24 protein-coding genes and 2 pseudogenes are annotated in these 25,522 nt (G+C 46.7%); 13 read left to right on the top strand and 13 right to left on the bottom strand.

The window, feature by feature from the left end:
- Positions 1–129: 129 nt before the first annotated feature.
- On the bottom strand, positions 130–1,149 hold the full coding sequence (locus HA51_RS01445; protein WP_169718764.1) for a GlxA family transcriptional regulator: 1,020 nt from the start codon (positions 1,147–1,149) through the stop codon (positions 130–132).
- A gap of 605 nt (positions 1,150–1,754) precedes the next feature.
- On the opposite strand from HA51_RS01445, the gene HA51_RS01440 reads away from it, so the two are divergent.
- From HA51_RS01440 to HA51_RS01425, 4 genes are all read left to right on the top strand, one after another.
- Positions 1,755–2,780, top strand: coding sequence for a LacI family DNA-binding transcriptional regulator (locus HA51_RS01440; protein ID WP_084931453.1), 1,026 nt, complete (start codon positions 1,755–1,757; stop codon positions 2,778–2,780).
- A gap of 179 nt (positions 2,781–2,959) precedes the next feature.
- Positions 2,960–3,697 carry a gluconate 2-dehydrogenase subunit 3 family protein gene (locus HA51_RS01435; RefSeq protein WP_084931451.1) on the top strand — a complete coding sequence of 246 codons (738 nt, stop codon included), beginning with the start codon at positions 2,960–2,962 and terminating at the stop codon, positions 3,695–3,697.
- 14 nt (positions 3,698–3,711) lie between these two features.
- Entirely contained in the window at positions 3,712–5,484 is a 1,773-nt protein-coding gene (locus tag HA51_RS01430; protein WP_084931449.1) for a GMC family oxidoreductase, read from the top strand.
- A gap of 10 nt (positions 5,485–5,494) precedes the next feature.
- Complete coding sequence (locus HA51_RS01425) at positions 5,495–6,811, top strand: c-type cytochrome (RefSeq protein WP_084931447.1); 1,317 nt, start codon at positions 5,495–5,497, stop codon at positions 6,809–6,811.
- Positions 6,812–6,978: 167 nt separating this feature from the next.
- Here the strand turns inward: HA51_RS01425 and HA51_RS01420 are convergent, their stop codons facing one another.
- Positions 6,979–7,302 (bottom strand): PTS mannitol transporter subunit IIA, encoded by a 324-nt coding sequence (locus tag HA51_RS01420; protein ID WP_084931445.1) that lies wholly within the window; start codon positions 7,300–7,302, stop codon positions 6,979–6,981.
- Positions 7,303–7,451: 149 nt separating this feature from the next.
- Complete coding sequence (locus HA51_RS01415) at positions 7,452–8,885, bottom strand: sugar porter family MFS transporter (protein ID WP_084931443.1); 1,434 nt, start codon at positions 8,883–8,885, stop codon at positions 7,452–7,454.
- A 662-nt stretch (positions 8,886–9,547) separates the two neighbouring features.
- On the opposite strand from HA51_RS01415, the gene iolG reads away from it, so the two are divergent.
- Both iolG and HA51_RS01405 read left to right on the top strand, forming a co-directional pair.
- Complete coding sequence (gene iolG, locus HA51_RS01410) at positions 9,548–10,543, top strand: inositol 2-dehydrogenase (protein WP_084931441.1); 996 nt, start codon at positions 9,548–9,550, stop codon at positions 10,541–10,543.
- Between the two features lie 10 nt (positions 10,544–10,553).
- Positions 10,554–11,513 (top strand): sugar phosphate isomerase/epimerase family protein, encoded by a 960-nt coding sequence (locus HA51_RS01405; RefSeq protein WP_084931438.1) that lies wholly within the window; start codon positions 10,554–10,556, stop codon positions 11,511–11,513.
- Positions 11,514–11,644: 131 nt separating this feature from the next.
- Here HA51_RS01405 and HA51_RS01400 read toward each other — a convergent pair whose 3' ends face one another.
- The 3 genes from HA51_RS01400 to HA51_RS01390 all read right to left on the bottom strand — a co-directional run bounded on the left by HA51_RS01400 (position 11,645) and on the right by HA51_RS01390 (position 14,890).
- Complete coding sequence (locus HA51_RS01400; RefSeq protein ID WP_084931436.1) at positions 11,645–12,523, bottom strand: helix-turn-helix transcriptional regulator; 879 nt, start codon at positions 12,521–12,523, stop codon at positions 11,645–11,647.
- Between the two features lie 69 nt (positions 12,524–12,592).
- Positions 12,593–13,519 (bottom strand): substrate-binding domain-containing protein, encoded by a 927-nt coding sequence (locus HA51_RS01395; RefSeq protein WP_084931434.1) that lies wholly within the window; start codon positions 13,517–13,519, stop codon positions 12,593–12,595.
- 624 nt (positions 13,520–14,143) lie between these two features.
- Entirely contained in the window at positions 14,144–14,890 is a 747-nt protein-coding gene (locus HA51_RS01390; protein WP_139810625.1) for a carboxymuconolactone decarboxylase family protein, read from the bottom strand.
- 349 nt (positions 14,891–15,239) lie between these two features.
- On the opposite strand from HA51_RS01390, the gene HA51_RS01385 reads away from it, so the two are divergent.
- Positions 15,240–15,683, top strand: a complete 444-nt coding sequence (locus tag HA51_RS01385; protein ID WP_084931432.1) for a DUF4174 domain-containing protein — start codon at positions 15,240–15,242, stop codon at positions 15,681–15,683.
- A gap of 29 nt (positions 15,684–15,712) precedes the next feature.
- On the opposite strand, the pseudogene HA51_RS01380 reads toward HA51_RS01385, so the two are convergent.
- Positions 15,713–16,284, bottom strand: a pseudogene (locus tag HA51_RS01380) (flavin reductase family protein).
- Between the two features lie 212 nt (positions 16,285–16,496).
- On the opposite strand from HA51_RS01380, the gene HA51_RS01375 reads away from it, so the two are divergent.
- Entirely contained in the window at positions 16,497–16,928 is a 432-nt protein-coding gene (locus HA51_RS01375; RefSeq protein ID WP_084931431.1) for a hypothetical protein, read from the top strand.
- A 5-nt stretch (positions 16,929–16,933) separates the two neighbouring features.
- Positions 16,934–17,482 (top strand): RNA polymerase sigma factor, encoded by a 549-nt coding sequence (locus HA51_RS01370; protein WP_084931429.1) that lies wholly within the window; start codon positions 16,934–16,936, stop codon positions 17,480–17,482.
- A 33-nt stretch (positions 17,483–17,515) separates the two neighbouring features.
- Here the strand turns inward: HA51_RS01370 and HA51_RS01365 are convergent, their stop codons facing one another.
- Complete coding sequence (locus HA51_RS01365) at positions 17,516–18,433, bottom strand: MBL fold metallo-hydrolase (RefSeq protein ID WP_245840117.1); 918 nt, start codon at positions 18,431–18,433, stop codon at positions 17,516–17,518.
- 259 nt (positions 18,434–18,692) lie between these two features.
- On the opposite strand from HA51_RS01365, the gene HA51_RS01360 reads away from it, so the two are divergent.
- The gene (locus HA51_RS01360; protein ID WP_084931426.1) at positions 18,693–19,025 is read left to right on the top strand and encodes a gamma-glutamylcyclotransferase family protein; all 333 of its coding nucleotides are present in this window, start codon (positions 18,693–18,695) and stop codon (positions 19,023–19,025) included.
- On the opposite strand, the gene HA51_RS01355 is transcribed toward HA51_RS01360, so the two are convergent.
- Both HA51_RS01355 and HA51_RS01350 read right to left on the bottom strand, forming a co-directional pair.
- Positions 18,985–20,052: an LLM class flavin-dependent oxidoreductase gene (locus tag HA51_RS01355; RefSeq protein WP_084931425.1), complete on the bottom strand. Its 1,068-nt coding sequence runs from the start codon at positions 20,050–20,052 to the stop codon at positions 18,985–18,987. The genes HA51_RS01360 and HA51_RS01355 overlap by 41 nt on opposite strands.
- An 89-nt stretch (positions 20,053–20,141) precedes the next feature.
- Positions 20,142–20,339, bottom strand: a pseudogene (locus HA51_RS01350) (DUF2157 domain-containing protein); the annotation flags it as partial.
- 71 nt (positions 20,340–20,410) lie between these two features.
- Here HA51_RS01350 and HA51_RS01345 point away from each other — a divergent pair.
- The gene (locus HA51_RS01345; RefSeq protein WP_084931424.1) at positions 20,411–21,199 is read left to right on the top strand and encodes an MBL fold metallo-hydrolase; all 789 of its coding nucleotides are present in this window, start codon (positions 20,411–20,413) and stop codon (positions 21,197–21,199) included.
- Positions 21,200–21,202: 3 nt separating this feature from the next.
- Here the strand turns inward: HA51_RS01345 and HA51_RS01340 are convergent, their stop codons facing one another.
- Positions 21,203–22,099 (bottom strand): ABC transporter six-transmembrane domain-containing protein, encoded by an 897-nt coding sequence (locus HA51_RS01340; RefSeq protein ID WP_084931423.1) that lies wholly within the window; start codon positions 22,097–22,099, stop codon positions 21,203–21,205.
- 86 nt (positions 22,100–22,185) lie between these two features.
- Between HA51_RS01340 and HA51_RS01335 the strand changes: the two genes are divergently transcribed.
- Entirely contained in the window at positions 22,186–22,761 is a 576-nt protein-coding gene (locus tag HA51_RS01335; RefSeq protein WP_245840116.1) for a TetR/AcrR family transcriptional regulator, read from the top strand.
- A gap of 17 nt (positions 22,762–22,778) precedes the next feature.
- On the opposite strand, the gene HA51_RS01330 is transcribed toward HA51_RS01335, so the two are convergent.
- Positions 22,779–22,985, bottom strand: a complete 207-nt coding sequence (locus HA51_RS01330; protein WP_139810607.1) for a hypothetical protein — start codon at positions 22,983–22,985, stop codon at positions 22,779–22,781.
- A 403-nt stretch (positions 22,986–23,388) separates the two neighbouring features.
- Here HA51_RS01330 and HA51_RS01325 point away from each other — a divergent pair, with 403 nt between their 5' ends.
- A complete protein-coding gene (locus HA51_RS01325; protein ID WP_084931420.1) occupies positions 23,389–24,189 on the top strand; it encodes a MetQ/NlpA family ABC transporter substrate-binding protein in 801 nt (266 codons plus the stop codon).
- Positions 24,190–24,309: 120 nt separating this feature from the next.
- Here the strand turns inward: HA51_RS01325 and HA51_RS01320 are convergent, their stop codons facing one another.
- Positions 24,310–25,419, bottom strand: coding sequence for an SDR family oxidoreductase (locus HA51_RS01320; RefSeq protein WP_084931419.1), 1,110 nt, complete (start codon positions 25,417–25,419; stop codon positions 24,310–24,312).
- Positions 25,420–25,522: the final 103 nt, after the last annotated feature.

Below are 25,522 nucleotides of genomic sequence, written 5' to 3'. Positions count from 1 at the left end.
GTAGAAGTTAAAATAAGTTGCGTATCACTACGCAACTATCGGCAAACAACATATAAACAACAGATCAAATAAATTGAATGAATTTCACATTTTCTTTCATTAAATCTGATGGGCAGGGTTCGATGCTGGCTAATTTTTAGTCGGGGGAATTTCGCCACGTGTTGTTTTGTCTCTCATCCACTGACGATATTGTGCCGGTGACATTTCCATAATCTGATTAAACGCCTTACGAAAAGCGGTATCTTCAGAATATCCGCAATCGTGGGCCACCTGGCGGATACTAACATTTGTGCTGATGAGCATTGGACAGGCCATTTCGATGCGTACCCTTGTAATAAATTCTTTAGGGGTTTCCTTAGACAGCATTTTAATCCTGCGTTGCAGTGTGCGCTCAGTTACGCTCAGTGCTGAAGCCAGTTGCACCATATTCGTGGATGGATCATGGAAACGGATGAACTCCTCCGCGCGCACCAGAAGTGACATACCTCTGTCTATGGTTGCCGGATTAGGAGTAAGGGCCTGACTTAGAAGAACATTATCCTTTAGCGACATTTCATAAGTTAGGTTGGCCACATCTGCCCCAGCCTCTCTTTCAACAAGATACAACGCCAATGATATCCAGGAAAAACACCCCCCCGTAGTGATGACTCCTCTATCCTCTTCAATATTTTTTCCTCTTGTAGAAACTGCATCCGGATAACGCTCCTGCAACATATGACTGACCCACCAAGTGGTTGAATAAGACCTTCCTTTAAGCAAACCAGCCTCTCCAAGAATGACGCCTCCAGTTCCCGCGCCAGCCACCAGCGTGCCATTGTCGTAAAGCTTCTTCATCCAGTCGGCTGCGATGCGGATACTTCCCATATTGAGTGGCTGTAGGTCATGTCCAAGTAACATACCTGGTGCGATAACCACGTCAGGCAGACCGGCTGTTTTAAATGAGCTATCAATATGAATGAGCCTTCCTTCTGCATCCCAGACGGGAGCGCCATCAGCGCTTACAATTAAGGTTTCGAAGGCTTTCGGAGGAAATCTTGATGCATGTGCTGGTGACGCGGCAATTGCCTTATTGGTAATCCAGAACATATCGGTGAGGCCTGCTATAGCGGAAAGAACGCTACCCTCTAAAGCAAGTATGGCAATACGCATGACTATCTCCCTGATATAATTTTGTCGTCATTTGCATGAAAAATGTTACTCATTTAACTTGGTTATATGCGGTTGTTATTGTGTTATTCATTATTTAATCTTATGTGACGTTAACTTAATTTATTGCAGTGTGCACGATGATTACCGCTCTCGCAGCATCTGTTCTGCTCAGTTTTGTTAGATAAATTCAGGGCTAAATGATTAGATATCATTCAGAATGGCCATGATTACTCATCAAGAACCAGGCATATCACAACTTGTCAGGATGATGTGATCCCCCGAACTTTAGAAATCCTTAATTACCACGCAGGTTACAATTGTTAACAATTCCAAGCTTTAATTTTAACACTGCCAAAAACTTGCAATAACACTATGGTTTTAAAGAGCTTTTGCACAAAACGTGACGGGGATCATGCTTGCATCTTTTGCTACCGTTGGCAATGGTTGTTGCCAACGGTAGCAAAGGAAAACATAATCGCAACATCAAATTCAACAAGGTCGTTGTGGGTTAACAAATACGCCTTTAATTTCTCTAAGAATTAGGGGTGCGGGCCTGAATAACTTATGCTATGTCACATGACGCGTTCGTATAAGTGTGAATCAGCATGAAAGAAAAAAAAGGCAACCCAGAGAGAAAGTTTCAGCAAGCGACAGCTGATGACGTTGCACAGTTGGCAGGCGTTTCAAAATGGACAGTGTTACGCGCTTTCAAAGACAATGCATCGATTTCAGCTGAATCGCGAGAGGCGGTACTTAACGCTGCCTCGCAGCTAGGATTTCGACCTAATTTACTGGCACGCAGTTTGAAACAACGTACAACAAAAATTATTGGGGTAGTCGCTGATGAATTCGACAACCCTCACACGCTGCGGATGCTCAGGGAGGTCACGCAGCGCCTGAATGAACGTGGCTACATGACCTTGCTACTTAACATCGAGTCGCCAGAAAATTACCAGTCTGTATTGCAGATGGCAGGCCAACTCCATGTTGATGGTTTGATTTATCTGGCAACTATCGTCAGTGATGAGTTACTGGTTACAGCTGAATCTCTGCATCATATCCGGGCTATTCATGTTTTCAGGAATACAGACAGTGCCGATGTTGAGGTTGTCAACGTTGATGGTTTTAAAGCAGGAAAGACCCTAGGTAAGGTGTTGTTGAAAGAAGGTTATCAACGTTTTGGTTACATGAAAGGGCCAGATACTTCTTCTAATCATTTGTTGAGATTAGAAGGATACGAGGCCGCGCTAATTTCAGAAAGTAAAAAATTAGACGTTGTCTTGGTCGCCGGGCACTATGATCGCGATCTTGCGTACAGTTGTATGATGCAATATCTCCAAGAATCAACTGCCGATGAGCGAATTGAAGCATTGTTCTGTGAAAACGATGTCCTTGCATTTGGAGCAATCCAAGCAATCCGAGATTTTGACCACGAACTTAAAATCGGTGTAGTTGGTTTTGATGATATTGATGAAGCACATTCAAGCACCTGGGAGTTAACCACGTGGAATCAGCGAGCCGACTTGCAGGTTTCAGAGGCCATCAATCGACTGCTTGAAAACCGCGCAGATGATCAAGGCGAATGGCAATATGGAGAACTATGTTTACGTCGTTCTCACATTAAAACTTAAATTTATTTCTCGCCATGTTTCACATGGCGATTATAACAAGGGGGGAGCATTTAATTAGTTAATTTTTTACTCGCAACAAACTTCTAATAATTAATATCCACTGTCTATTAAGACATTCTTCTGAGTTTTTCAGTGAGCGTGTTCATGTAGTCGGTGACTCTTATTGTCTGGAGCATCGTATGGAACGTAGACGTTTTATTAAAGCTGGTCTTGTATTAGCTGGAACAGGAACGGCCGCATCAGTATTTAAACCCGCAGGCGCGGCTGAAAATCATAATATTTTAACAGGTGGAAAAACCTGGAAGGCGAAAGAAACCCCACTACCTACGCCCGCCGATCCCACAAAGCGTTTGTACTTTAATGAACATGAATATGCCCTAGTCACAGCAATTTTTGACAGGCTCATTCCAGCAGATGAACTGAGCCCGAGTGCTTCAGATACCGGCTGTGTCGTGTTTATAGATAATCAACTGGCCGGTGATTATGGTAAAGCCAGCTGGCGTTACAATCAGGGGCCGTTTGAGAACGGTACTGAGTCGCAGGGTATTCAAAGCCCTTACACGCCAGCAGAAACATATCGAAAAGGTCTGGCTGAGATAGATAAGCATTGTTTTGAAATGTTCAACAAATCATTCACTGAATTGTCACATGAAGAGCAGGATAGCTATCTGGAAAAAATGGAGTCAGGTGAATTAAAATACCCTACTTTCAATTCGGATGATTTGTTTAAACAGTTTTTATCTAATGTTCAGGAAGGTTTCCTTGCCGATCCAATTTATGGCGGAAATCGAAATATGGATGGCTGGAAAATGATTGGCTTCCCTGGCGCACGTTACGATTACCGTGATTATGCACCTTTGAAAGGCCAAAAATTAAATATTGAGCCAATCAGTATTATTCAACTCCTGAAAGCTTAAAAACAAGGCAAATTATGAATTACACCAGACCTAAAGCTGATGCCGTTATTATCGGCCTCGGATGGGCCGGCTCGCTTATGGCAGAAGAGCTGACCCGTGCAGGATTAAATGTTGTCGCAATTGAACGCGGCCCGTGGGAACAGACTCAGACCAATTTCTCTCCCGCAATTGCAGCGGATGAACTGCGTTACGGTGTACGACGCGAAATATTAAAACCCCCACGCGTTGAAACTCTGACCTTCCGTAACGACAGCAGCCAGAAAGCGCTGCCTGCTCGTGACTGGAATGCCTTCCAGATGGGATACAGTGTTGGTGGAGCGGGTAAGCACTGGGCGGCAAATGCCTGGCGTTTCAACCCTTCTGACTTTGAAATGGCCACCCGTCTGCGCGATCGCTACCACAATATGAAGTTGGCAGATGGATTGATCGTTCAGGATTGGGGGATCAGTTACGCTGAACTTGAACCATTCTACGACCGCGTTGAAAAAATCGCAGGAATATCGGGTAAGGCTGGTGTCATTAATGGACGTGTTGAGGCTGGCGGAAACCCATTTGAAGGTAGCCGAAGCAGCGAATACCCCACCCCCCCTCTTATTCGTTCGCACTGGAATGATAAGTTTCATCAGATGACGGAAAAGATGGGATACCATCCTTTCCCTATCCCAGCGGGAACGATCGGCGCACCCTACACTAACCCGTTGGGCGTAAATCTTGCACCCTGTACCTACTGCGGCTACTGCGGCTTCTATGGCTGTGGCAACTGGTCAAAATCTTCGCCAAACATCTGTGTCGTCCCCGCTCTGATGGATCGCACCAACTTTACGTTGTTGACTGAATGTACAGCACTATACATCGACAAAGCGGAAGATGGGAAAACCGTGACTGGGGTAACCTTCCGTGATTCCGATGGCAACACTGGCTTCCAGCCTGCTGATATTGTTTGCCTGTCTGCTTATCAGTTAGATAATGTGCGTTTATTACTGTTGTCCAAAATTGGTAAGGCCTACGACCATGCTACCGGTGAGGGTACGCTGGGACGTGCTTACAACTATCAAACCATGTCTATGGGTTACCTGTATTATGAAAATGAACAAATGAACCCGTTCATTTCCACAGGGGCATTGTCAACCCAGATAGATGACTTCAATGGTGATAACTTTGATCATACTGGGCTTGGCTTCCTCGGCGGTGCCGGAATCCAGGCACTTTCAGACCAGGGTACACCGTTAAGCATGACGGACCGCCTGCCTCCGAACAGTAAAATGTGGGGTTCCGCATGGAAAAAAACTTTCCAGAAGAGCTACCAAAACTACGCCAAAATTCAGGGTCAAGGCACATCCTACTCGCACCGTGACTCTTATCTGTCAATTGATCCTAATTACAAAGATGAAAATGGTCAGCCATTATTGCGTCTGACGTTTGATTACAACCAAAACGACAGATTGATGGCTCGCTTTATTCGAGATCGTATCGAGGATATCTGCAAGGTATCTGGTGCTTCATCTTGGGAAACCGAAGCTTTCCCGGATAAGCATAACTCTCCTTTCCGTGCCTATGACAGTTCACACACCATTGGCGGGGCAGTAATGGGACTTGATCCGGCGACATCCGTACTTAACCGCTACCAGCAGCATTGGGATGCGCATAACTTGTTTGTTCTGGGTGCTTCTTCTTACCCAAATAACGGCGGATATAACCCAACCATTACCCTTAGCGCGCTCACGCTTTGGACTGCTCACGCCATCGTGAATGACTATCTGAAAAATCCGGGTTCACTGGTGCGATAAGGAGAACATCATGGGTAAAAAATTACGACGCGCCGCCTATAGCGTAGCAGCCGTGGCTGTGGCAGGGGCGATTGGCTATACCGCACTGGTACAGTACGGATTACATAAAAGTTATCCTCCAACGGTACAACTTTCTAGCGGCGATGCTTTAAAAGAACAAATCAAACGCGGTGAATATGTTTCGCGGTTGTCGGATTGTACTGCCTGCCACACTGCTGAAGGTGGACAACCCTTTGCGGGTGGCTATACGCTCAAAACGCCATTTGGGGACATCTTGTCTTCAAATATTACCTCGGATCCTAAAACCGGCATCGGTAACTGGACTCAGGAACAGTTTGACCGCGCGGTACGCCATGGGATCGGCTCACATGGTTATTTGTATGCCGCTATGCCGTACAATGCTTACGCAAAACTGACTGACCAGGATTTAGCAGATCTGTGGGCTTATATAAAAACGATCCCACCGGTAGATAATGAAGTGGTCGAGAATCAACTGCCTTTCCCGTTCAACCAACGTTGGACACTGGCCGGCTGGAACCTTCTGTTTTTCAAAGACCAGGTGTTTAAGCCCCAACCTACTGCCAGCGAGCAATTTAATCGCGGTGCATACCTTGTCGATGGACCGGGACATTGTGCTTCATGCCATACCGCAAAAAACCTGTTGGGCGGAGATTCTTCAGCATATCTTCAGGGGGGAGCTTTGCAGGGCTGGTATGCAGCTGATCTCACTTCAAATCCACATTCAGGCTTAGGGAAATGGAGCGAGGAGGATATTGTGTCTTATCTTCGCTCAGGTACGAATAAAATTACTGCCTCATCAGGCCCAATGACTGAAGCCATTGAAAACTCGACGCAGTACATGACCGATGAGGATTTGAAAGCTATTGCGCAATATTTAAAATCAATACCTGCGTCTGATAAACCCATTCCCACTCCGCTCTCAAGCGAAAATACAGCCATGATAACGGGGAAGAAAGTGTATGAATCTCAATGTGGCGCGTGTCATGTTTCAAATGGCACCGGTGTGCGAAATATGATTCCTTCACTAGCGGGAAATCCTCAGGTTAATTCACCTAATGCATCCAGCCTGATTAATGTGGTTCTCAATGGTACAGAAGGGCCATTAACACATACAAACCCAACAGCAGCAGGTATGCCTGAGTTTGCTCAAAAACTTTCTGACAGTAATATTGCTGATGTCATGACTTACATTCGTAACAGCTGGGGGAATTCCGCCGAACCAGTGTCTGCAAGTCAGATTGGTAAAGCAAGAAAAGAACTTCAGGCTCAACCATGGCAAGGTGATTCGATGCACGTCGTAAAATAACGCATTGCATTAAAATAGCACTTCATTAAATTATGAAGTGCTATTTCTTCATTATATTATAGCTCAAGCCAACATCCCGGCCAAAAGGGGTGAGGCATCTTATTCCTTAATCCTCAGTATATAGAACGCCTTCTAATAGGCCGGCTTTTACCGGCCTATTAGATTTATCAGGAAATCAACTTAATGAACTCGGCTGCCGTTGTTGTCTTGGAGAGACGATCTACTAACAACTCATCATCAAGTAAAGCTGCCAACCCTGATAAGATCTCAAGGTGTTCGTTATCTTGCGCGGCTACAACTACTACTAAAAACGCAACGTGGCCATTATCCCACTTCACACCATCAGGAAATTGCAGGATGTGAAATCCACTTTTCCTAACCAGTGCGCTATCGCGGCGATTAATGTGCGGCATTGCCACACCTGCCCCAATCCAGGTTGAGAGCTCTTTTTCTCGCGCGATCAGTGCATCTAGAAAACCAGCAACAACCAATCTTTTTTTGCTAGCTCATAGTCAGCTAACTGTAACGCTCCATCGCGATTTTTTGCCCTGCACTTCAGGGTGACATCTGCTTCAGTAATTTTCATCTAGGACATCCTTCAGTGAATCAAAACAGCCTATACACCAATGAATATTGTGTTTTACTGCCTGAATTTTCGTTCAATCTCTTCCAATGATAATCCACGCGTTTCCGGCAAGAATTTAAATAGAAGAGCCAGCATGACCAGATTACATCCCGCAAAGATGCCGAATGTTGCCCCACCCCCCCATGCGTTTAACATGATCGGGAAAAGTGACTGAATAACGAAATCGAATGCAAATAACCCAAACACGGCAATTCCCATCCCCAACCCGCGGATTCTAAGAGGATATATTTCTGACAACATCAACCAGAACACCGGCGCAATCCAACCTTGCATGAACACCAGGAACAGTGACATCAGCCCAAGTATGATATAGCTGGCGCCCTCAAAGTTTCCCTGAAGCACTGAAACCCCGTCACGTATTTCGGTGTGGAAGAACATTTTGAAAGCCAGTCCTATCATCACCAACACCACGGTGACGCCTATCTGTCCACTCAAGAACATCTTACGGCGCGGGAATTTACCAATCAGGGCCATCCCCAGTATGGTAGCAAGGATCGAAATTAAGCCATTGGCAACCGCTGCAGTGACTGCCGCGGCATCTCCCAGCCCGGTAGACTTAAGAACAGTTGGGGCATAGTACATGATGGTATTAACACCCGTTACACGTGTCGCGAGAACAATCATAAGTCCAATTAAGATCAGCTGAATGACCCATTTCTTACTCAACTCCTGCCTTAAACTAGGCTGGCTAGCATCCAAAGCGATGATGTTTCGAATATCCTCAATCTCTTTATCAATCTCACCCGGTTCACGTACACCGGACAGAACATGGCGTGCCTCTTTTTCCTTCCCGCGCTGTAGGAAGAAGCGTGGAGACTCAGGCATCATCATCATACCAAACCAGAGCAACACTCCCGGAATCGCCGGGATAGCCAACATGATTCGCCAGTTATGGCTTAATTCTGGGTAAGCATTAACAATACCCGCATTAACTGAGTAGGCCAGGAACTGGCCGGTGACAATCATTAACTCGTTCACTGTCACCAGTCGTTCTCGTTGATTCGCGGGGGCAAGTTCCGCTATGTAAACCGGCACAGTGACTGACGCACAACCGACAGCAAGCCCGAGAATGAAACGCGCGGCCAACATGGAAGTGATATCCCACGCCACTGCTGTTGCCAGTGCGCCAAAGATGAAAATGATCGCCACCCACAGCAGATTTTTTCTGCGTCCCTGGCGGTCTGAAAGCAACCCACCGAACAACGAGCCAAACGCCGCACCAAAGAGTAATGATGAGGTAATAATACCTTCTGAAGTCGGGCTAAGACCGAGGTCTTTCGTCATGAACAGCAGCGCGCCGGATATCACGCCAGTATCATAGCCAAAGCACAGGCCTCCGATAGTTGAGACTAGCGTTATGCGCTTCATATTTGGACTGGCCGCAATGCTCTGCACAGCAGTTGCCTGTCGAGTCAGTTTTTCTTCCATCGTGATTATCTCATCCTGGTAGTCAGAAATTCAGGCAGCTTTTTTAGAATAGGAACTGCCCACTCATAGGTTTCACAATTAGCGGTAATGTCTCTTGCGGGCTATCCCTCAAGAGGATTTACGTAATTCGTTTTATTATTAATCATGAATGAAATTTATATTCCAATACTAAAACTTGTTTTGCCTTCCTTCGGCGACAAGAGCTGTGAGACCTTTCACAAAGATCTAATTACTCTTAAAAAAATAAACGCATTAAATTTTAAATCATCTTGCTGATATGATTGATCTTTTTTGATGAATAAAAATATATCTCTTCACACGCACACCTGTAAAAAACTTTATAACGACACTGTATAAACAACCCATTAACAACAGTCATAGTAGGGGTAATCAATCAAATTAGTGCAATAAAATCAATATAAAACATAAAAATCAATGATTTAATCAGTAGCAATTTTTAGCACTCGGATGAAAGTGTTAACCCTATAACAAAATAAAAATTTCACTAAAATTTATATTGAAACGAAAAGGTTAAGTCGATACTTTCATTCTCACGAGTGGGTTTCTTGAAATAGGATTTGTAAGGTTCATTTCCCACCACTATCAAAAATTGCTTTGAAGACAGTGCTAATCGCACTCATACATACTCGTTGAGGTTTATAATGCTAAAAGTTGCGTTGTTAGGTGCTGGCCGTATTGCTCATGTTCATGCGCGTCATATTCACGATCATCCGGACACTATCCTTTATTCAGTTTCAGATATTTATGAAGACGCAGCGAAAACCCTTGCTGAAAAGTATTCAGCAAGGGTTTTAACTGCAGATGATGCAATTGTTGACCCTGAAGTTGATGTTGTGTTGGTCGCAACTTCAACGGACACACATGCCAATTTTTCACTCCAGGCAGCACGGGCGGGTAAAGCCATTTTTTGCGAAAAACCGATCGATCTGAATATTGAACGAGTCAAAGCATGCGTCTCTGAAATCAAGCAACTGGGTGTGCCATTTATGATTGGCTTCAACCGCCGTTTTGACCCAAATCACGCGCATTTAAATCGTGCTTTGAGAGCCGGTGAGATTGGCGAATTAGAGCATCTTCAGATTAGTTCTCGCGATCCTTCCCCGCTTCCGGATGACTATCTGCTGGTGTCTGGCGGTATGTTCCGTGACATGACTATCCATGATTTCGACATGGCGCGCTTTCAGTTAGGTGAAGAGCCGGTATCTGTCTCGGTAACTGCAGCGGCACTGGTTAGCCCAACGGTAAAAGAAGCCGGCGACGTTGATACCGCAGTGATTACCCTGCAAACAGCATCTGGAAAAATTGCAGTAATTAACAACAGCCGTCGTTCAGGATACGGCTACGACCAACGCATTGAAGCACACGGCCAGAAAGGCTGCCTGTCCGTGCACAACGTACCCACCACAACACTTGTTAAGATCACTGAGGAATTTGGCGCGCAGGCACAAAAGCCTCTGCACTTCTTCCTTGAGCGCTATCAGGAAGCGTTTAGCGAGCAGTGGAAAGCTTTTGTCGCCGCGCTGAAGGAAAATCGTCCAGTACCGACTAACGCTGATGATGGTTTAAAAGCACTTCTGCTGGCAGAGGCCGCAGTGGAATCCTTCAAAACGAAAAAAGTCGTTTCAATTTCTCTGTAAGGATAACACGATGAAAATTGGATTAGTCTCTGACAGCCTGGCGCATATGTCCGTTGATGATGTGATTAAAACGGCTTCGCAGTTAGAGTTGGATTGCATTGAGTTCGCCACCGGTAACTGGTCTACAGCACCACACCTCGACCTTGATAAATTGCTAACAAACGCCAGTGCCAGAGCAGAATTTAAAAGCAAGCTAAACGATCATGGTCTGACACTTTCAGCACTGAACGCCAATGGCAATCCAATGCATCCCGGGCCTACGGGAAAAGTTCACTCCGATTGCGTTTATAAGACTCTCAACCTGGCAAGTTTGCTCGAAGTTGAGAATGTCATCACCATGTCTGGCCTGCCAGGCGCACCCGGTGACAGTTTTCCAAATTGGATCGTCACCTCGTGGCCGCCAGAAACACAGGTTATTCTGAAGCATCAATGGGAAGTTGCTCAAGAATACTGGGCTAAAACCGCTCAAGCCGCTCGCGATAATGGCGTGCGCATCTGCATAGAACTACACGGCCAACAGCTGGCTTACAATATGCCAACTTTCCTGCAGTTGCGTGAAATCACTGGAGATGTGGTTGGGCTGAACTTTGATCCTAGCCATATAATGTGGATGGGGGGTGATCCGTTAGCTTTCATTCGCCAAGCAGGTAGTATGATCTATCACGTTCATGCTAAGGACACGTTCATTGATACTGTGAATCGTGCCACAGCGACAGCACTCGATAACCGTCCGATGACCTTAAGCCGTGACCGCAGTTGGTCTTATGTGACCTTAGGCTACGGTCAAACTGAGCCTTGGTGGAATGCCTTCTGCTACACCCTGGCTCATTTCGCTAATCCAGAGCTGACGCTTAGCATCGAACATGAAGATATGAATCTTTCACGTATGGAAGGTGTGATCAAGTCGGTTAATCTACTAAAACGCACGGCGACTATCGAAAAATCTGATTACGTTTTGCCTGCTATTTGATCCACCAGCACTGGCCATAATGGCCAGTGCTAACGTCTGCACTCCCCATACACCATCATAACTTTCTCATGTAATTGAGATGCACAGATGAAAATCGGAAGACAGATAAAGCCCGCTGAACTGGGCGGATATCAATTTAAAGCGGTGGAGCGAATGCCTTCCATCCAGCGATTTTTGTACTGCGTAGGCGGGATACCAACTATCATCTTAAAGACTCGATGAAAGTTATTCACGCTTTCATACCCTACCATGCCAGCTATGGTGGTGACATCCATAGACGTATTTAGCAGCAGCGACTGTGCTTCACCCACCCGGCGTCTGATAATGTACTGTTTTGGTGAATAGCCTGAAAAGCGTTTGAAAACATGTATCAGATAAAACTGGGTTATCCCAAGTTCATTGGTGATGGATTCAAGTTTTATGGGCTCTTTATAATGCTCATCAATGAATTCCTTGATCGACATTCCGAGTGATGTCTCGGTTTTATTGAGTTCATCATGTCGGGCCAGTGATATGTTTCGACATAAGATAATTATCGCGTTGAGTAGATGATGAGTTACTGCGCCATGATGGCGTTCTTTATCAAAGACTTGTGAGCACAATGTATCAAATAATCCACGCAAGGCCGTGTAATAGTCTCCACTTGCAATCACAGCACTTTTGTCACGACTGATTAAGTGGTTTTCCCTTAGGTCTTCCAACTGAAGCGCATTGACCCCACAACTGTAAATCAGTGAATCTGAACTAACATGCGGCCGTTCATCGTGCACCACTCCTTGGTTAAATACCAAGATATCGCCTTCCTGAGCCAGATATTGCCTACCATCAATTAAATACTGACCACTGCCTTGAGCAATAAACATTATCTCGAGACGGTCATCATGTTTATGCATGACGCGCGGTATGGCTGACTCCTCCCCTTCTGTACGACACACAAAGAGCAGTTTGGGAGCAGTGCCCCTGGAATATTCGGGATAGAGAACAACATCGTCTTGGCAGTGGTGCAACATAACAACCTCAGAAATTTCTATTTGTAGATAATGTAATGCAAAAGCCCGCCATTTGGCGGGCTGAAGGTCTTATTTTTTCTGTAAGGTAACAACAAAATCTTTCACGTTATCAGGTGTGATGGTTTTGTAAGGCACCCAGGTGTAGGCATCAATTTTTTGCTTATCGAGCAATGCACGTGCAACTTTAACCGATCCTGTTGCCTGTCCACGAGCGTCCTGGAAAATGGTAAGTGCCATCCCCCCATTTTGTACAAACTTCACACCATCCGGCGTGCCGTCAATGCCAGCTACCAGTACCTTGGTATTTTTTGCCTGGTTCAACGCCATCACTGCACCAATTGCCATTTCATCATTATTTGCGGCTATCGCGTCAATCGGGGTACCATTCAAAAGCCAGCTCGATACTACATCTACCGCCTCATTACGCTGCCATTTTGCGGTCTGTTTTTCGACCACTTTCATATCTTTGTATTTTGCAATAACCGCTTCAGTCGCACGGGTGCGCTCACGGGCTTCTTCATTCGACAGCGCCCCCATCAGAATAGCGACGTTGCCTTTGTAGTTCATTTTTTTAGCCAGTGCTTCCATCTCCATCTCCCCACCCAATGCGGAGTCAGAACCCACATAAGCCATGTTTCCTGAAAGTTTAACCTCAGGTTTGCGGTTGACAAAGATGAGTGGGATACCCGCATTTTTAGCAGCATTCATCATGGGTAATACTCCCTGCGTGTCGACAGGGTTTAATATGATTGCATCAACACCTTGATTAATAAAATCATCCACTTGCTGAACCTGAACAGCCACATCACCTTTTGCATCGACGAACTGCCCGCCTAAATGCTCATTCTTAAGCTCCGTTTCCATCTGGCCTTTAAGAATAGAGATAAAATTCAGATCAAAGTTGGCCAGTGCCACACCGACTTTCATCTCTTTCGCTTGAACTGAAAATATGGCTGCTGCTGTTAATCCTGCAATAACGAGTTTACTGGTTTTCATACTGTCACCTGTAGGCTTAGGCTGAGGCCTGTATCTTTATAGAACTAAACACGTTTCGAGTTGATTTTTCACCACGCCTTAAAACATGGTAACGTTATTTTTGCAAAATACAAAAAACTAGCAAGGCTCTAACTTGCTTAATGAGAATCACTAAATACATTAAAAACATATAGTTAAATTTCGGTGGGTAGTACGGGCTCCTAAAAGTTGCTTATAAGTGACAACAATCACATATTCCTGCCATTGTTCTGCTCAGCCTGCTATGAATCATGCTTTGACCATGATTCATGGAATTAAAATGAAATAAGTGAAAAATATTAAAGGTGATGGCGGGATAATAAAAATATCAATTACCTGGTTTTTTATCATTAATTTTATAATTGATTATTTAAGTCAAGGTAATAAGGAGGGGTTAAGGTAATCAAACTCATCAATTGAATGAGCATTAAGATTGTCGGAAGGCTGGAATAGTTATCCTAAAACCTGCATATTTACTAACATATAGCCTAACTTACGGTGACGCCGGAAGGAAGGGGCAGAACATTCAGATTAAATTATTCAGTATTGTTCTAAATATAAAAGCCGGCGCTCCATCTTGGATGCCGGCTTCTATTGAGTCATCATCTAATCTTGGGTCAATACTTTCAGAGCCGATTGCAATTGCTCTGCCGCCTTGTCCAGATGATGTGACAGGAAAAAAGGCACTAACTCAGCCAACTGCTCTGTGCTCAACCCTACATTCATACTCACTGTCAGATGAGACTTCAACTGCGACTCAACGCCACTCATCGCAGAAAGCGCACCGACCGTCGCCAATTCGCGGGTTTTCCAGTTTAGATTGTCACGTACAAATATATCGCCGAAGAGATGCGTTTTTAGATATTGGTCGATTGCAGGGGCAAATTCGAATAAAGGGCCTTTTACCGGCTGACCGACCAGTGCTGTTTGATTGCGTGTGCCAGCCGCCAGCATCTCTTCAGGTGAAGGCATCGGGCCGGGTTGACTACCCTGCACATCTTTTTTGCCACGTTGCTTACGGCTTTCAACAACTTTCATCAACTCTACCAGAGCGTTGAGACTGCGGGGAAATCCTGCATAAGCGTAAAGTTGGACCAGGACTTCTCGGCAATCGCTCACGGTTAGCCCAGCATCCAAACCCTGTTCCAGTGACGATTGCAATCCGCCCATCTCACCGGTAGCAGCGTAAGCCGCAATTAACGCAGTATTTTTTTGCTGATTGGTGAGCGGATGAGTTTGTTTCAACAACTGGATTTCAATTTTCTTTCTATCGTCTTCACTCGCTGCTTCAGTAACAGTGATTGATGCAGCCATTGCTGCACAAACCATTAACGCGGTGCTGATGTTTTTCATCATTTTCTCGACTTATTCACAGTGACGTATTGCCAGTCTATAACGGCCGTTGAGTCTTGATTAGAGAGTGAAATAGGGATGGGTTTATGAGCAGAATTCAGTAATAAATCGTTTGAGAAAATTTAGTGATTCGGGGATGGGGTTGGGAAAAGCGGGTCTTGGCTTGCCGTTTCAATGGCCACGAAAACCTTTCATGAGGTACTTTCTCGTCGCATAGAAGCGCAGAACATGCGCCAGTGATTCCCCCTTCCCGCCATTGACGGTAAAGAAACGTGAAGTGAGCAACACTCTCTCCCCTTTTCGCTACCCTTGGTAGTACGCCATCTCAAATTTGACGGGGGAATTTATCATGTCGATGCCTCATCTACACCTGAATATACCAGTGCTGCTGTTAACCTTTTGCCTGATGCTGGTTGCCAGCACGGCTCAGGCCACCCAAACTCCGCTATTCCAGCCTTTATCGCCTAAAGCTGCCGATCTCAATCAGTATCGCTGGCACAATCGCCCTTTAGTCATTTTTGCACCGTCTAAAACTGATCCTGCTTATGTTGAGCAGATGGCGATGCTGGAAAAGCACAAATCAGAACTGGCAGAGCGCGAGATTATCGTACTGAGTGATACCTCACCCAATGAGAACGGAACGTTGCGTAAGCAGCTCAATCCTAATGGGTTTGAAGTGGTATTGGTCGGTAAAGATGGGGGGATGAAGCTGCGTGAAACAACACCCCTTAGCACTGAGGTGTTGCTGTCGACCATTGATAGAATGCCAATACGTCAAGCCCGGTTGGATTAATCCATTGTCCTCATAGCACGGGCTTACGCTTACTCAACATCCAGTCGTGAGCCCGTTTTATAGAAACGTTTCCCCGCAATATAGTGCAAACTGCGCATCTCTTCAGGGGCCTCTTCGAATAACCAGCGCCCTTCTTTGAAAACTCGGCTATCCGCCCAGGCCCCTTTAATCTCACCAATGAACAGGTCGTGATCGTTTTGATTCTGCTCAATAGGAATTAACTCGCAATACAGCCACGCGGCGCAGCCTCCACCAAAGGCAGTTCACTCGCAGGTAACTGGAAGAACTGGACGCCTGCAGCGGCCAACTTCTCTGACTCATCTGTACGTGAGTGAGTACCGAGGTAGTGTACGAGTTGAGCCTGACCGACCGTGGGAACATGGATAACGAATTTATGGCTTTGTTCAATCAGCTTGCGGGTAAACGTTGATTTATCCAGCACCACGGTCAGTTTTGCCGGCTTGAACTCTAATCCACACACCCAGGAAGCGGACATCACATTATCAATCCCGTCATGGCGCGAAGACACCAATGTGGTGGGGCCATGGTTGATTAGTCGGTAGGCTTTTTCCAGCTCAACAGATTCAATATGAGGATTCATGGGTTGCTTCCATCGCTTAAGTTATACAGAGAATTATTGTCGCTTAGTGAAATCAGGCACATTAGCACATAAGTTCCAGTGAATAGGATGTGCGGTTGCGGCCGACTAAAGCGAAACGCTAAAAATTTTCATTTTTCTCAGCAATATTTTCTTCGCTCATTCGTCTTCCTCATTACAAGGCGATTTCCGCTACTGTAATGAGGAACAACACAATGAGAGATTTTGATATGCTCGGACACCACCGTGGTCACCCTTTTGGTGGCCATCGTATGATTAAGCCCCTGCTGATCGGCGCAGTGATTATTGCGGCGCTAGGTTTGCTGGTGATGTCACTTTGGAATGCCATTCTTCCGGCGATCATCGGCGTTAAGAGTATTGGCTTCTGGCAGGCGATTGGGCTACTGGTACTGTGTCGCATTTTGTTTGGCGGTTTAGGTTTCCGTCCGGGGATGTTTGGCATGGCACGTCGTCGCATGCATGAGCGTTGGATGCAGATGACACCGGAACAGCGTGAAGAGTTTATGCAGCATCGTCGGGAACGTTTTCGACATGGACGCCGTGAGCGTTGTGACTGGCATGGTCGTCGCGATGAGAACCGCAGCCAGCATGATGAAAACACCCCAAAACCACCCGAAGCTGAGTGACACTGATGGCGCAGGATTCACTGCTGATATCCGCGTTAAACGCCTGCCGAGCCACATTGCGTGCTTTTATCCGTGGCCGCACGGCAGTGCGTGAAGATGCCGATGATATTCTGCAGGAAGTCACTTACAAGCTCATGCAAGTTGAGCAGCCGGTTGAAAATGTCGCCGCTTGGTTATTTAAGGCGGCACGTAACGAAATGACCGACCGGGCGCGTAAAAAGCGTGAACTTCCCTTTGGCGACCTATTTACCGGTAGTGATGAAGAAGATTTTCCAGAAGATGAGTTAGCTGAAACCTTGTTCGGTGTGCCGCAAACGCCGGAAGACGACTATCTCAAAACCCTGTTATGGGACGAGTTGGAACAGGCTTTGGCAGAGTTACCCGCAGTGCAGCGAGAAGTGTTTGAGAAAACTGAACTGCTGGATTACAGCTATAACCAGTTAGCTGAGGAGATGGGAGTCAGCGTACAGACGCTGCTATCGCGGAAACATAAAGCAGTATTGTACCTGCGAACACGCTTACGCAGTCTCTATGATGAACTCACTGTAGAATGAATAAACCCGATCATGATGATCGGGTTTATTTTATTACCACCAAGCGGCTTCTTCCTGAGGCTGCAAAATGTTTACTCCCTGCCCGATCTGAGGTAACGACAATTTGACTCGCTGTTCACTGGCCAGTGTGACGATTTGCTTGAAGGGATCGTTCCAATGGTGGAAGGCCAAATCAAAGGCAGCATTATGGATAGGTAATAACCATTTACCTTGCAGATCCTGAAAAGCCCGTATGGTGTCACTTGGCAACATATGAATATCCGCCCAGCGACTGTCGTAGGCTCCATTTTCCAGGCAAGCAACATCAAAAGGACCGTATTTGTTGCCGATCTCTTTGAAACCTGTGAAATAACCGGAGTCCCCGCCAAAGAACAGACGAAACTCATCCGTAATAATGCTCCAAGAGCACCACAGGCGTTTATTGCCATCAAATAAGCCCCGCCCAGAAAAATGCTGCGACGGCGTGGCGACAAAATGAATTTCACCCACATCGGTAGATTGCCACCAATCCAATTGCGTAATCTTCTCTTCAGCAACGCCCCACTTGGCCAGTAAATCGCCGACGCCTAGCGGAGTGAGAAAGTAACGCACGCGATCTTTTAGCTGCATTATCGTCTGGTAATCCAGGTGATCATAATGGTCGTGGGATAAGATGACACCCTCAATGGTCGGCAACGCATCCAGTGCAATAGGCGCAGGTTGAAAGCGCTTAGGCCCCAGCCACTGGAATGGAGAAGCGCGCAAGTTGAAGACCGGATCGGTAAGCCAATATTTGCCTTTCAATTTGAGCAGTAATGATGAGTGCCCCAGACGAAACACACTGTTATCAGCTGCCGCAGCAAGTGTCTCGGCCGTGATCGGCTGCACAGGTAATTGCTGCTGCGGTACGGTTTCTTTCGGTTTATTGAACGCCAAATCCCAGAACATCTTTAAATATTCACTGAACTTCAAGGGCTGACGTGGCGCAACATTGGTAAAACGCTTGCCATCAAACTGCGCGGATTGCGGATAGCCCTTGATGGCAGCGCGGGAAATGCTTGAACAATTCAACATTGATCTTTTACCTGGCCGTGTTGGGTGGTTCAGAATAGCGGTTTTTAGTGAATCATATATGGCATAACTGGCGGTCTGGTTTTGAATATACGCCTTGAGATGACATTTGAACTCTCAAGAGTTAAAGTTTCTCTTTTGATTGATTTTGCGAGGGAAAATGAAACCTTTATTTGTGTATGGCACCTTACAACCCGGTCACTCAAATGCCCATATTCTCGAAGAGATCGGTGGCGAGTGGCTGACCGGTACAGTCAACGGCATCTTTTACGAACGTGGTTGGGGGGCAGCTGCAGATTTTCCCGGCATCGTACTGGATAACAACGCCGGGCGCGTTAATGGTTCGCTGTTCTGCTCGAAGAATCTTACGTCGCATTTGCCAATGCTGGACGCGTTCGAGGACGGTTACGATCGAGTGGATGTCGAAGTCACCACCCTAGAAGGCGAGAAAGTTACAGCGTGGATTTATCAGTTGCAGCCACAGCAGCGTTGATCTGCCCTCTTCTTTTCCAACCTAGCGCGGGTGCCACTCCCACGATAAAGTCACTGATAATTTGTTGATACTCGGCGTGGCTGAATTCATAAGGCAGCTCTACGCGGAACTCGTCTACTTCGCGCAGAATCGGATCGTTAATTAACTGCGCGACAATTTCCTCACTGCTGCCCACAATATCCTGTGAGAAAAGAATGCGCTTCGGCCCCTGTGGCTCCAGTGTGCGCTGATAGCGGCTGGCAGCAAAATCCTGATAGCGCTTGATGGTGGATGGCCTGGCACTGTCGGTAGGGATGATAACGCGGCCAGCTGCAATGCGCGGTCGATGGATAGCGTCCGCTGCCCAATATTGTCTAAAAGTACGAATTAAGGCCAGTTGAGCGTCATGATAATCGAGGCTGACTTCTGCTGATGTGAGATTTCCGATCAGCAAATTGAACTGGTTTTCAGCGGCCCATTGAATAGAACGATGTGAGTTGCCGCCATACCACAGGCGCTGTGCGAGTTGAGGTGCGGCGGGCTGCACTCTGGGCCGCTGGCGATTACCGGGTGAAAGGATAACCGTCTCATCATCCCCAAAGTAACGTCCACGGATGTTGAGTTGTAATCGTTTAAGGCGTTCATAGCTGAAGTCCTGCTGCTGCCAGTCACCGTGAAACACCTCATCGCCAATCAGTTCAACGTGATTGGGCGTACCTGCACTGAGCCCAACATTCAGCCTGCCAGCGGATAGAACCTCCACGGTCATAAGGTCTTCCGCCAGGCGAAGTGGACTTTCATAGCCCATTTGAATCACGGCACTGCCTAACTCAATCGTTCGCGTCCGTTGCGTGGCGGCAGCTAAAAATACGCTGGCGGAAGAGACGCCATGTTCCAGGTGACGTTGACGCACCCAAGCGCCGTCATAACCGAGTTGTTCACCCAAAACGATTAATTGTAAGGTCTCTTCCAGCCCCTGCTGTGGCGCATCATCCGCATAGTTGCCTGGCGTGAGAAATGAAAGGTGTGAGATGTTAACGGACGGCATGACTATTCTTCCTTTTTCGATCAACATCCACAAATTATGGCGGTGACCCTTTTAAGGAAGAAATAACCTATTCAGCATTGGTTATCTGATTATTCACTCATCTCACGCTCTCCCAAATGCCAGATTTTCTCTGCATAACGGCCAATCAGCGCGAGTGAGGCCGCGAGAACCAGAAAGAATACAACCTTGTGTAAACCATCCCAGAAATATTCGAAATAACGGGTATATAAATTAATCGCCAGAAATGTGATGCCAAAACGACGCAGCATGCTGTCATCGGTTTTTATGGCGGTTGCCGCACATTAGCACGTATCACGCCAGGCTAAAATTAATGCAAACCGCGTGATGGAGCATTGAGATGATTAAACTTTGCACCGCTTGTAGCACCTCCTACGAAGATGATGAAAGCATCACACATTGCAAGATTTGCGAAGACGAGCGCCAATTTGTGCCTGTGAGTGGGCAGCATTGGCTGGCACTCTCTGATTTATGCGCTACCCACCAAAATAAATGGCAGCAACATCAGCCAAGATTATTCAGCTTACAAACAGTCCCTGCTTTTGCCATCAATCAGCGTGCATTTTTATTACAAACCGCGCATGGCAACATTCTGTGGGATTGTATTGCCAATTTAGACTCCGCAACAGAAACGCTGATTCAGGCTTTAGGGGGTATTCACGCTATCGCGATTTCGCATCCTCACTATTACAGTACGATGCAGGATTGGGCAGAAACGTTTGACGCGCCGGTCTACCTGCATGCGGATGATCGGCAATGGATTATGCGTCAAAGCCCACATATCAAGTACTGGCAAGGCGACGAGCTGGAGATGGTACCGGAGGTGAAACTCATGCGGCTGGGCGGACATTTCGCCGGCGGATCGGTACTTCACTGGGCAGATCGTGGTGGCATATTGCTGAGTGGCGATATTGTGCAGGTGGCACCTGGCGCCAACACGGTTTCCTTTATGTGGAGTTACCCCAATATGTTGCCACTATCAGCCTCTACCGTAAGCACACTGGTTCACCGGCTCGATAAGGTGAGTTTCTCGCAAATCTATGGTGCTTTTGCCGGACGAGAAATTACCCAGGATGCTCAGCAGATTGTCAGGCAGGCAGCGGCGCGCTATATCCACTGCCTGCGGTGAGGGTTATCTCGCTGATCCGGTATTAACGCGTTTGCCAATCTCTTTGAGCTGCGAATATTTTTCAAGCAGCGCTGGGCCATCATCAAGACTCATAGCAAACATCCATAAATAGGTCATCACGGAATAAATGTGTCCTGCGCTCATCCCACCTTTTAGCGCCATCACCGTAATCGTAATGCCAAACAGCAGTGCTGATGCAACACCAATCGATAGATAACTCATCGCTTCACGATCGGACAGACGAATGCGCACTCGAGCAAGGAAATGATAATGCCGATGCAGTTTTTGTTCTCCAGCACTGCTAACAAAGCCCACTTCCCGCTCAAGCCGGTCGTTCATACGCGCAATGAGCGCTTCGTTGGTGCGCGTGTACCTTGGCAGAAAGCCAGCAAACAACACCAAAATAATCAGGCAAACCAAGCCAGCCCAGGGTTCTATGGTCAATAACATTACTACAGCGCCACATATAGATGCGGTAGAAGTGATCAGCATAGGCAGGTGCGTTTCGAAAAAATCTACGAATTGTCGTGACAGTGTCACTCTGGCCGCAATGGCAGAATGGTTATGCGCCTCTTCTCGCTGCGCAAGGATCACCGGCACTGCGAGACCTGCGTAAATGCGCGCAAAAGTGCGCGTATCCATGGTGCGACGTGCGGCACCAATCATCCACATCACCAATACCAAACCGGCATAGAAAAGCCCATGCAGTGCGTGACCGTGCATGATGGCGTTGATGGCGAAACCCGCCAGCAGCGGATAAAGCAGATAAACTACATTCTCAGCGATGACCAGCATGAGCGTCAGCAGTAGTTTTTTCTTGTTTCGTTTTGCTAATACTTTCAGGGTATTGAGGGCGCTGTGTGACGCCACGTTTTCGAGGTTTTCAGGTATGATTTGCATATGATTAGGTTAAAATTGAGCTTTTGAGCGATTGCTCAAAAGTGGTAAAATTGTATTTGAGCATTTGCTCAAAGTCAACGGCGGTGATGATGAAAGAAACAACAGCGGAGTTGCGTGAAAAGATCCTGGACACAGCGGTTGCACTGTTTATTGAAAAGGGACTGGAGAATGTGAAAACGCGCGAGTTAACGACACAACTCGGCCTGTCGCGCAGCCACATATATCACTATTTTCCCGACTGGGCGACTCTGTGCTTGGAAGCCTGTAACCGATTTGCACAGCGTGATTTGCTGATATTTACCCAGGATATTGAACAACTGCCCTTCACTGAACGCCTGGAAGCGTTTATCAGTAGCTATTTACCGCAGGAGCCGGATGCGGTCTGGCAGCTGTATAGCTCTGTTTGGCGTAAAGCGACAACTGAAGCGGCCTATGCGCAATTGGCGACGCAACTAACACAGCAGTGGCAAGCACTGATGGCGGGCATCATAGAGGATGGCATCTGTGCCGGTGCATTTCGTGAAGCGAATGCCCAGCAGGTGGCACGCCAACTCAGCGCGATGCTAAATGGCTATGCGGATTTACTGATTGTGGTGCAAGAAACTAAAGCGCGAGAACAGGCGATAGACGATCTACGCACCTTTATTAAACTCGCGCTTTGATTTTTGAAAAATCTGTTTCAAGAAGTGGTTATTGAATGATCAGTGATGGCGACAAAATAGGCGTCACGTTTTTCAATCATAACACCGCGATCGCGCCAATAAGCTGCCATATTGAAGAACGCATCGCTGGTGAGATTGAAGCCAATAATAACTGAAGAGTGCTTGCCGCTACTGAGAAACTTGTTCAACTGCTCCATATTCAACGCTTTAACAGACTCCATCATCTTCTCCCGATCTATAACAAGATAATCTGCTTTAACAGATTATCTTGTAAGTATCAGGACGCACAATGCAGTTATATTAATATTACGTTCTGCGAAAATTCCAATGACATTCGACGACCATCACCCCGCCAACCCGCAAAAATTCTGATAAATGAGATCGATCTCAAGTTGAGAACAAGCCTCAGCTCGCAACTCCGAGCCTGAAAGCTTCTGTTTTTCTAAATTATTTCCTGTTGGATATATCAGCAAAACACAATGTCAGTCACGGGTATTAATTACTAAAAAGTATGATTGAGCGATTTTTTGAGCTGCATGAAATTCAAGCGAACGCGCTTCCAATGGATGTACAGACGTCCAGACGTATATTATAGTCCTTACCCTACGTTTCTAAGGGACCTGTGTCATGAAAAAAATTGTGCTTTCCACCCTGCTCGCTGCCGTCGTTTCCCTGCTCAGCGCATGCGATAACCAAAAAGATAATGCCATCAAAGTTGCGATTAACACCGGCCCTGATGAGGCGATCTGGCAGACCGTGAAGCAGGTAGCGCATGATAAGTATCATCTGGATGTCGATGTCGTTGCATTTAACGATTACGTGCAGCCAAACGAGGCGCTGCGCAATAAAGATGTTGATGTCAACGCCTTCCAAAGCCTGCCTTACCTGGAAATGCAGTCAAAAGAGCGCGGCTATAAATTTGCTGTCGTCACCAACACCTTCGTGTTCCCGATTGCAGGATACTCGCGCAAGATTAAAACCCTGGCCGAATTACCCGAAGGTGCCACTGTCACCATTTCTAACGAAGCGACCACGCTGGGCCGCAGCTTGTTATTGCTACAAGCGCAAGGTTTGATCAAAGTGAAGCCAGAGGCGGGTCTTCTGCCCACTACACTGGATATCACAGACAATCCTAAGAAGCTGAAAATCGTTGAAGTCGATACCCCGCAGTTGGCACGCACGCTGGATGATCCGCAGGTTTATATTTCGATCATCAATAACAACTTTGCTGCGCTGGTGAATCTTTCCGCCTCGCGTGACGGCATGTTTATGGAAGGCAAAGCCTCGCCATACGTGAATGCCATTGTGGCGCGTGAAGATAATAAAGACAGCGCCAACGTGCAGAAATTGAAAGAAGCCTTCCAGTCACAGCAGGTGTTGGATAAAGCTAACGAGATTTATAAAGGCGATATTATTAAGGGCTGGTAATCGCCTATTTGAGGGGCGTCCTTGATTCAGGGCACCCTTTCAATGAGTTGTCTGGCAAGGCCATAATGCCAGACAACTCAACTAACAAACATCATGTCATATCAGCATTGCGCGTTAAGATTATTTAAAATCCACTTCCATTAATTCCGCAATGGTTGCATCTTTCGTCGAGGTGACGCAGCGGTGCAGATAGTCAGTGAATTTCGACGATGGCGGCATGCCCAACTCCAGCAACTTCTCATTGCTGAAAACCACATTGAGCTTTGAAAAGTGGCCATAGAGATTCATCGCCCGAAGCACAATACGCTCGTTGCAGGGGCCAAACAGAGACGAGAAGCTTTTTTTACTTTCAGCTAACTCACGGTAGTTTACCTTTTGATATGTCTCTGCCACCGGAACCTGACCTGAAGCTTTCGCCATCGCTTTATCAATTTCAGCAAAAGTCACACTGCTGTTGAGGCCGGCAGAAATGTGAATAATGCTCTTGTCGACGTTCTCGGCCGTCAGTAATAACTCCAATGCATCTGCACAGTAATCGACGGGCACTACGTCGATGCGGTCCTCCAATTCGCACATGAACTTACCCAGCGTAAGGGCCATGCGGAACACCCAGAAAATACTCGGTGAAGGGGTGCAGCCGTGATCGGAATGGCCAACCACGATTGAAGGCCGAGCAATGACCAGTGGCAGATTCGGTAGCGATTCGGTCATCATTTTTTCTACCGTGGCTTTACTCCAGGTATATTCCACGATGTGCTGATCGCGCAGCGTATTCAATTCGCTCTCGGTCACCAAGGTATTGGCTTCGGGGGCGCAAGACATGGCGGTTCCCACGTGAATGAATCGCTGCAAACCCCTCACCAGGCTCATACGGCGGGCAAACTGGAATGTCCCTTCTACGTTCACTTTCCAAATGTAAGGGTTGGTACCAAATGAGGCGACGGCGGCGCAGTTCATCACATGTGTCACCGCGTCTAGTCGCGGATCGTCCGCGAATTGTTCTGGCTCAGCCAAATCGCCAATTAAAATATTTTCTGTGGTTAGCGTACTCAGTAAACTGGCATCCACACCGAACTTGGCCAAATTCCCTTGGAGGCGGGCCAGCCCCACGGCTGGTGAATCACCACGAACCAACAGTAGCAGAGAGTTGTTTTCTCTTTTCTTTAATAAATTCACGGTAACCGCACCGCCCAGGAAGCCAGTCGCGCCAGTAACAAGAATCGTATTCATAATGTCGATCTACAAGTCGGTTTTGATCAAAAGGATTGCGTCGAATGTAGATCAGGCAAGATAAATGGCGGATAAATGCGTTTCGGCGGTGTTGAGAAAAATA

The organism is Pantoea rwandensis, from assembly GCF_002095475.1.
GTDB classification, from domain to species: Bacteria; Pseudomonadota; Gammaproteobacteria; order Enterobacterales; family Enterobacteriaceae; genus Pantoea; species Pantoea rwandensis.
This window is presented reverse-complemented; position numbering and strand designations above follow the sequence as displayed.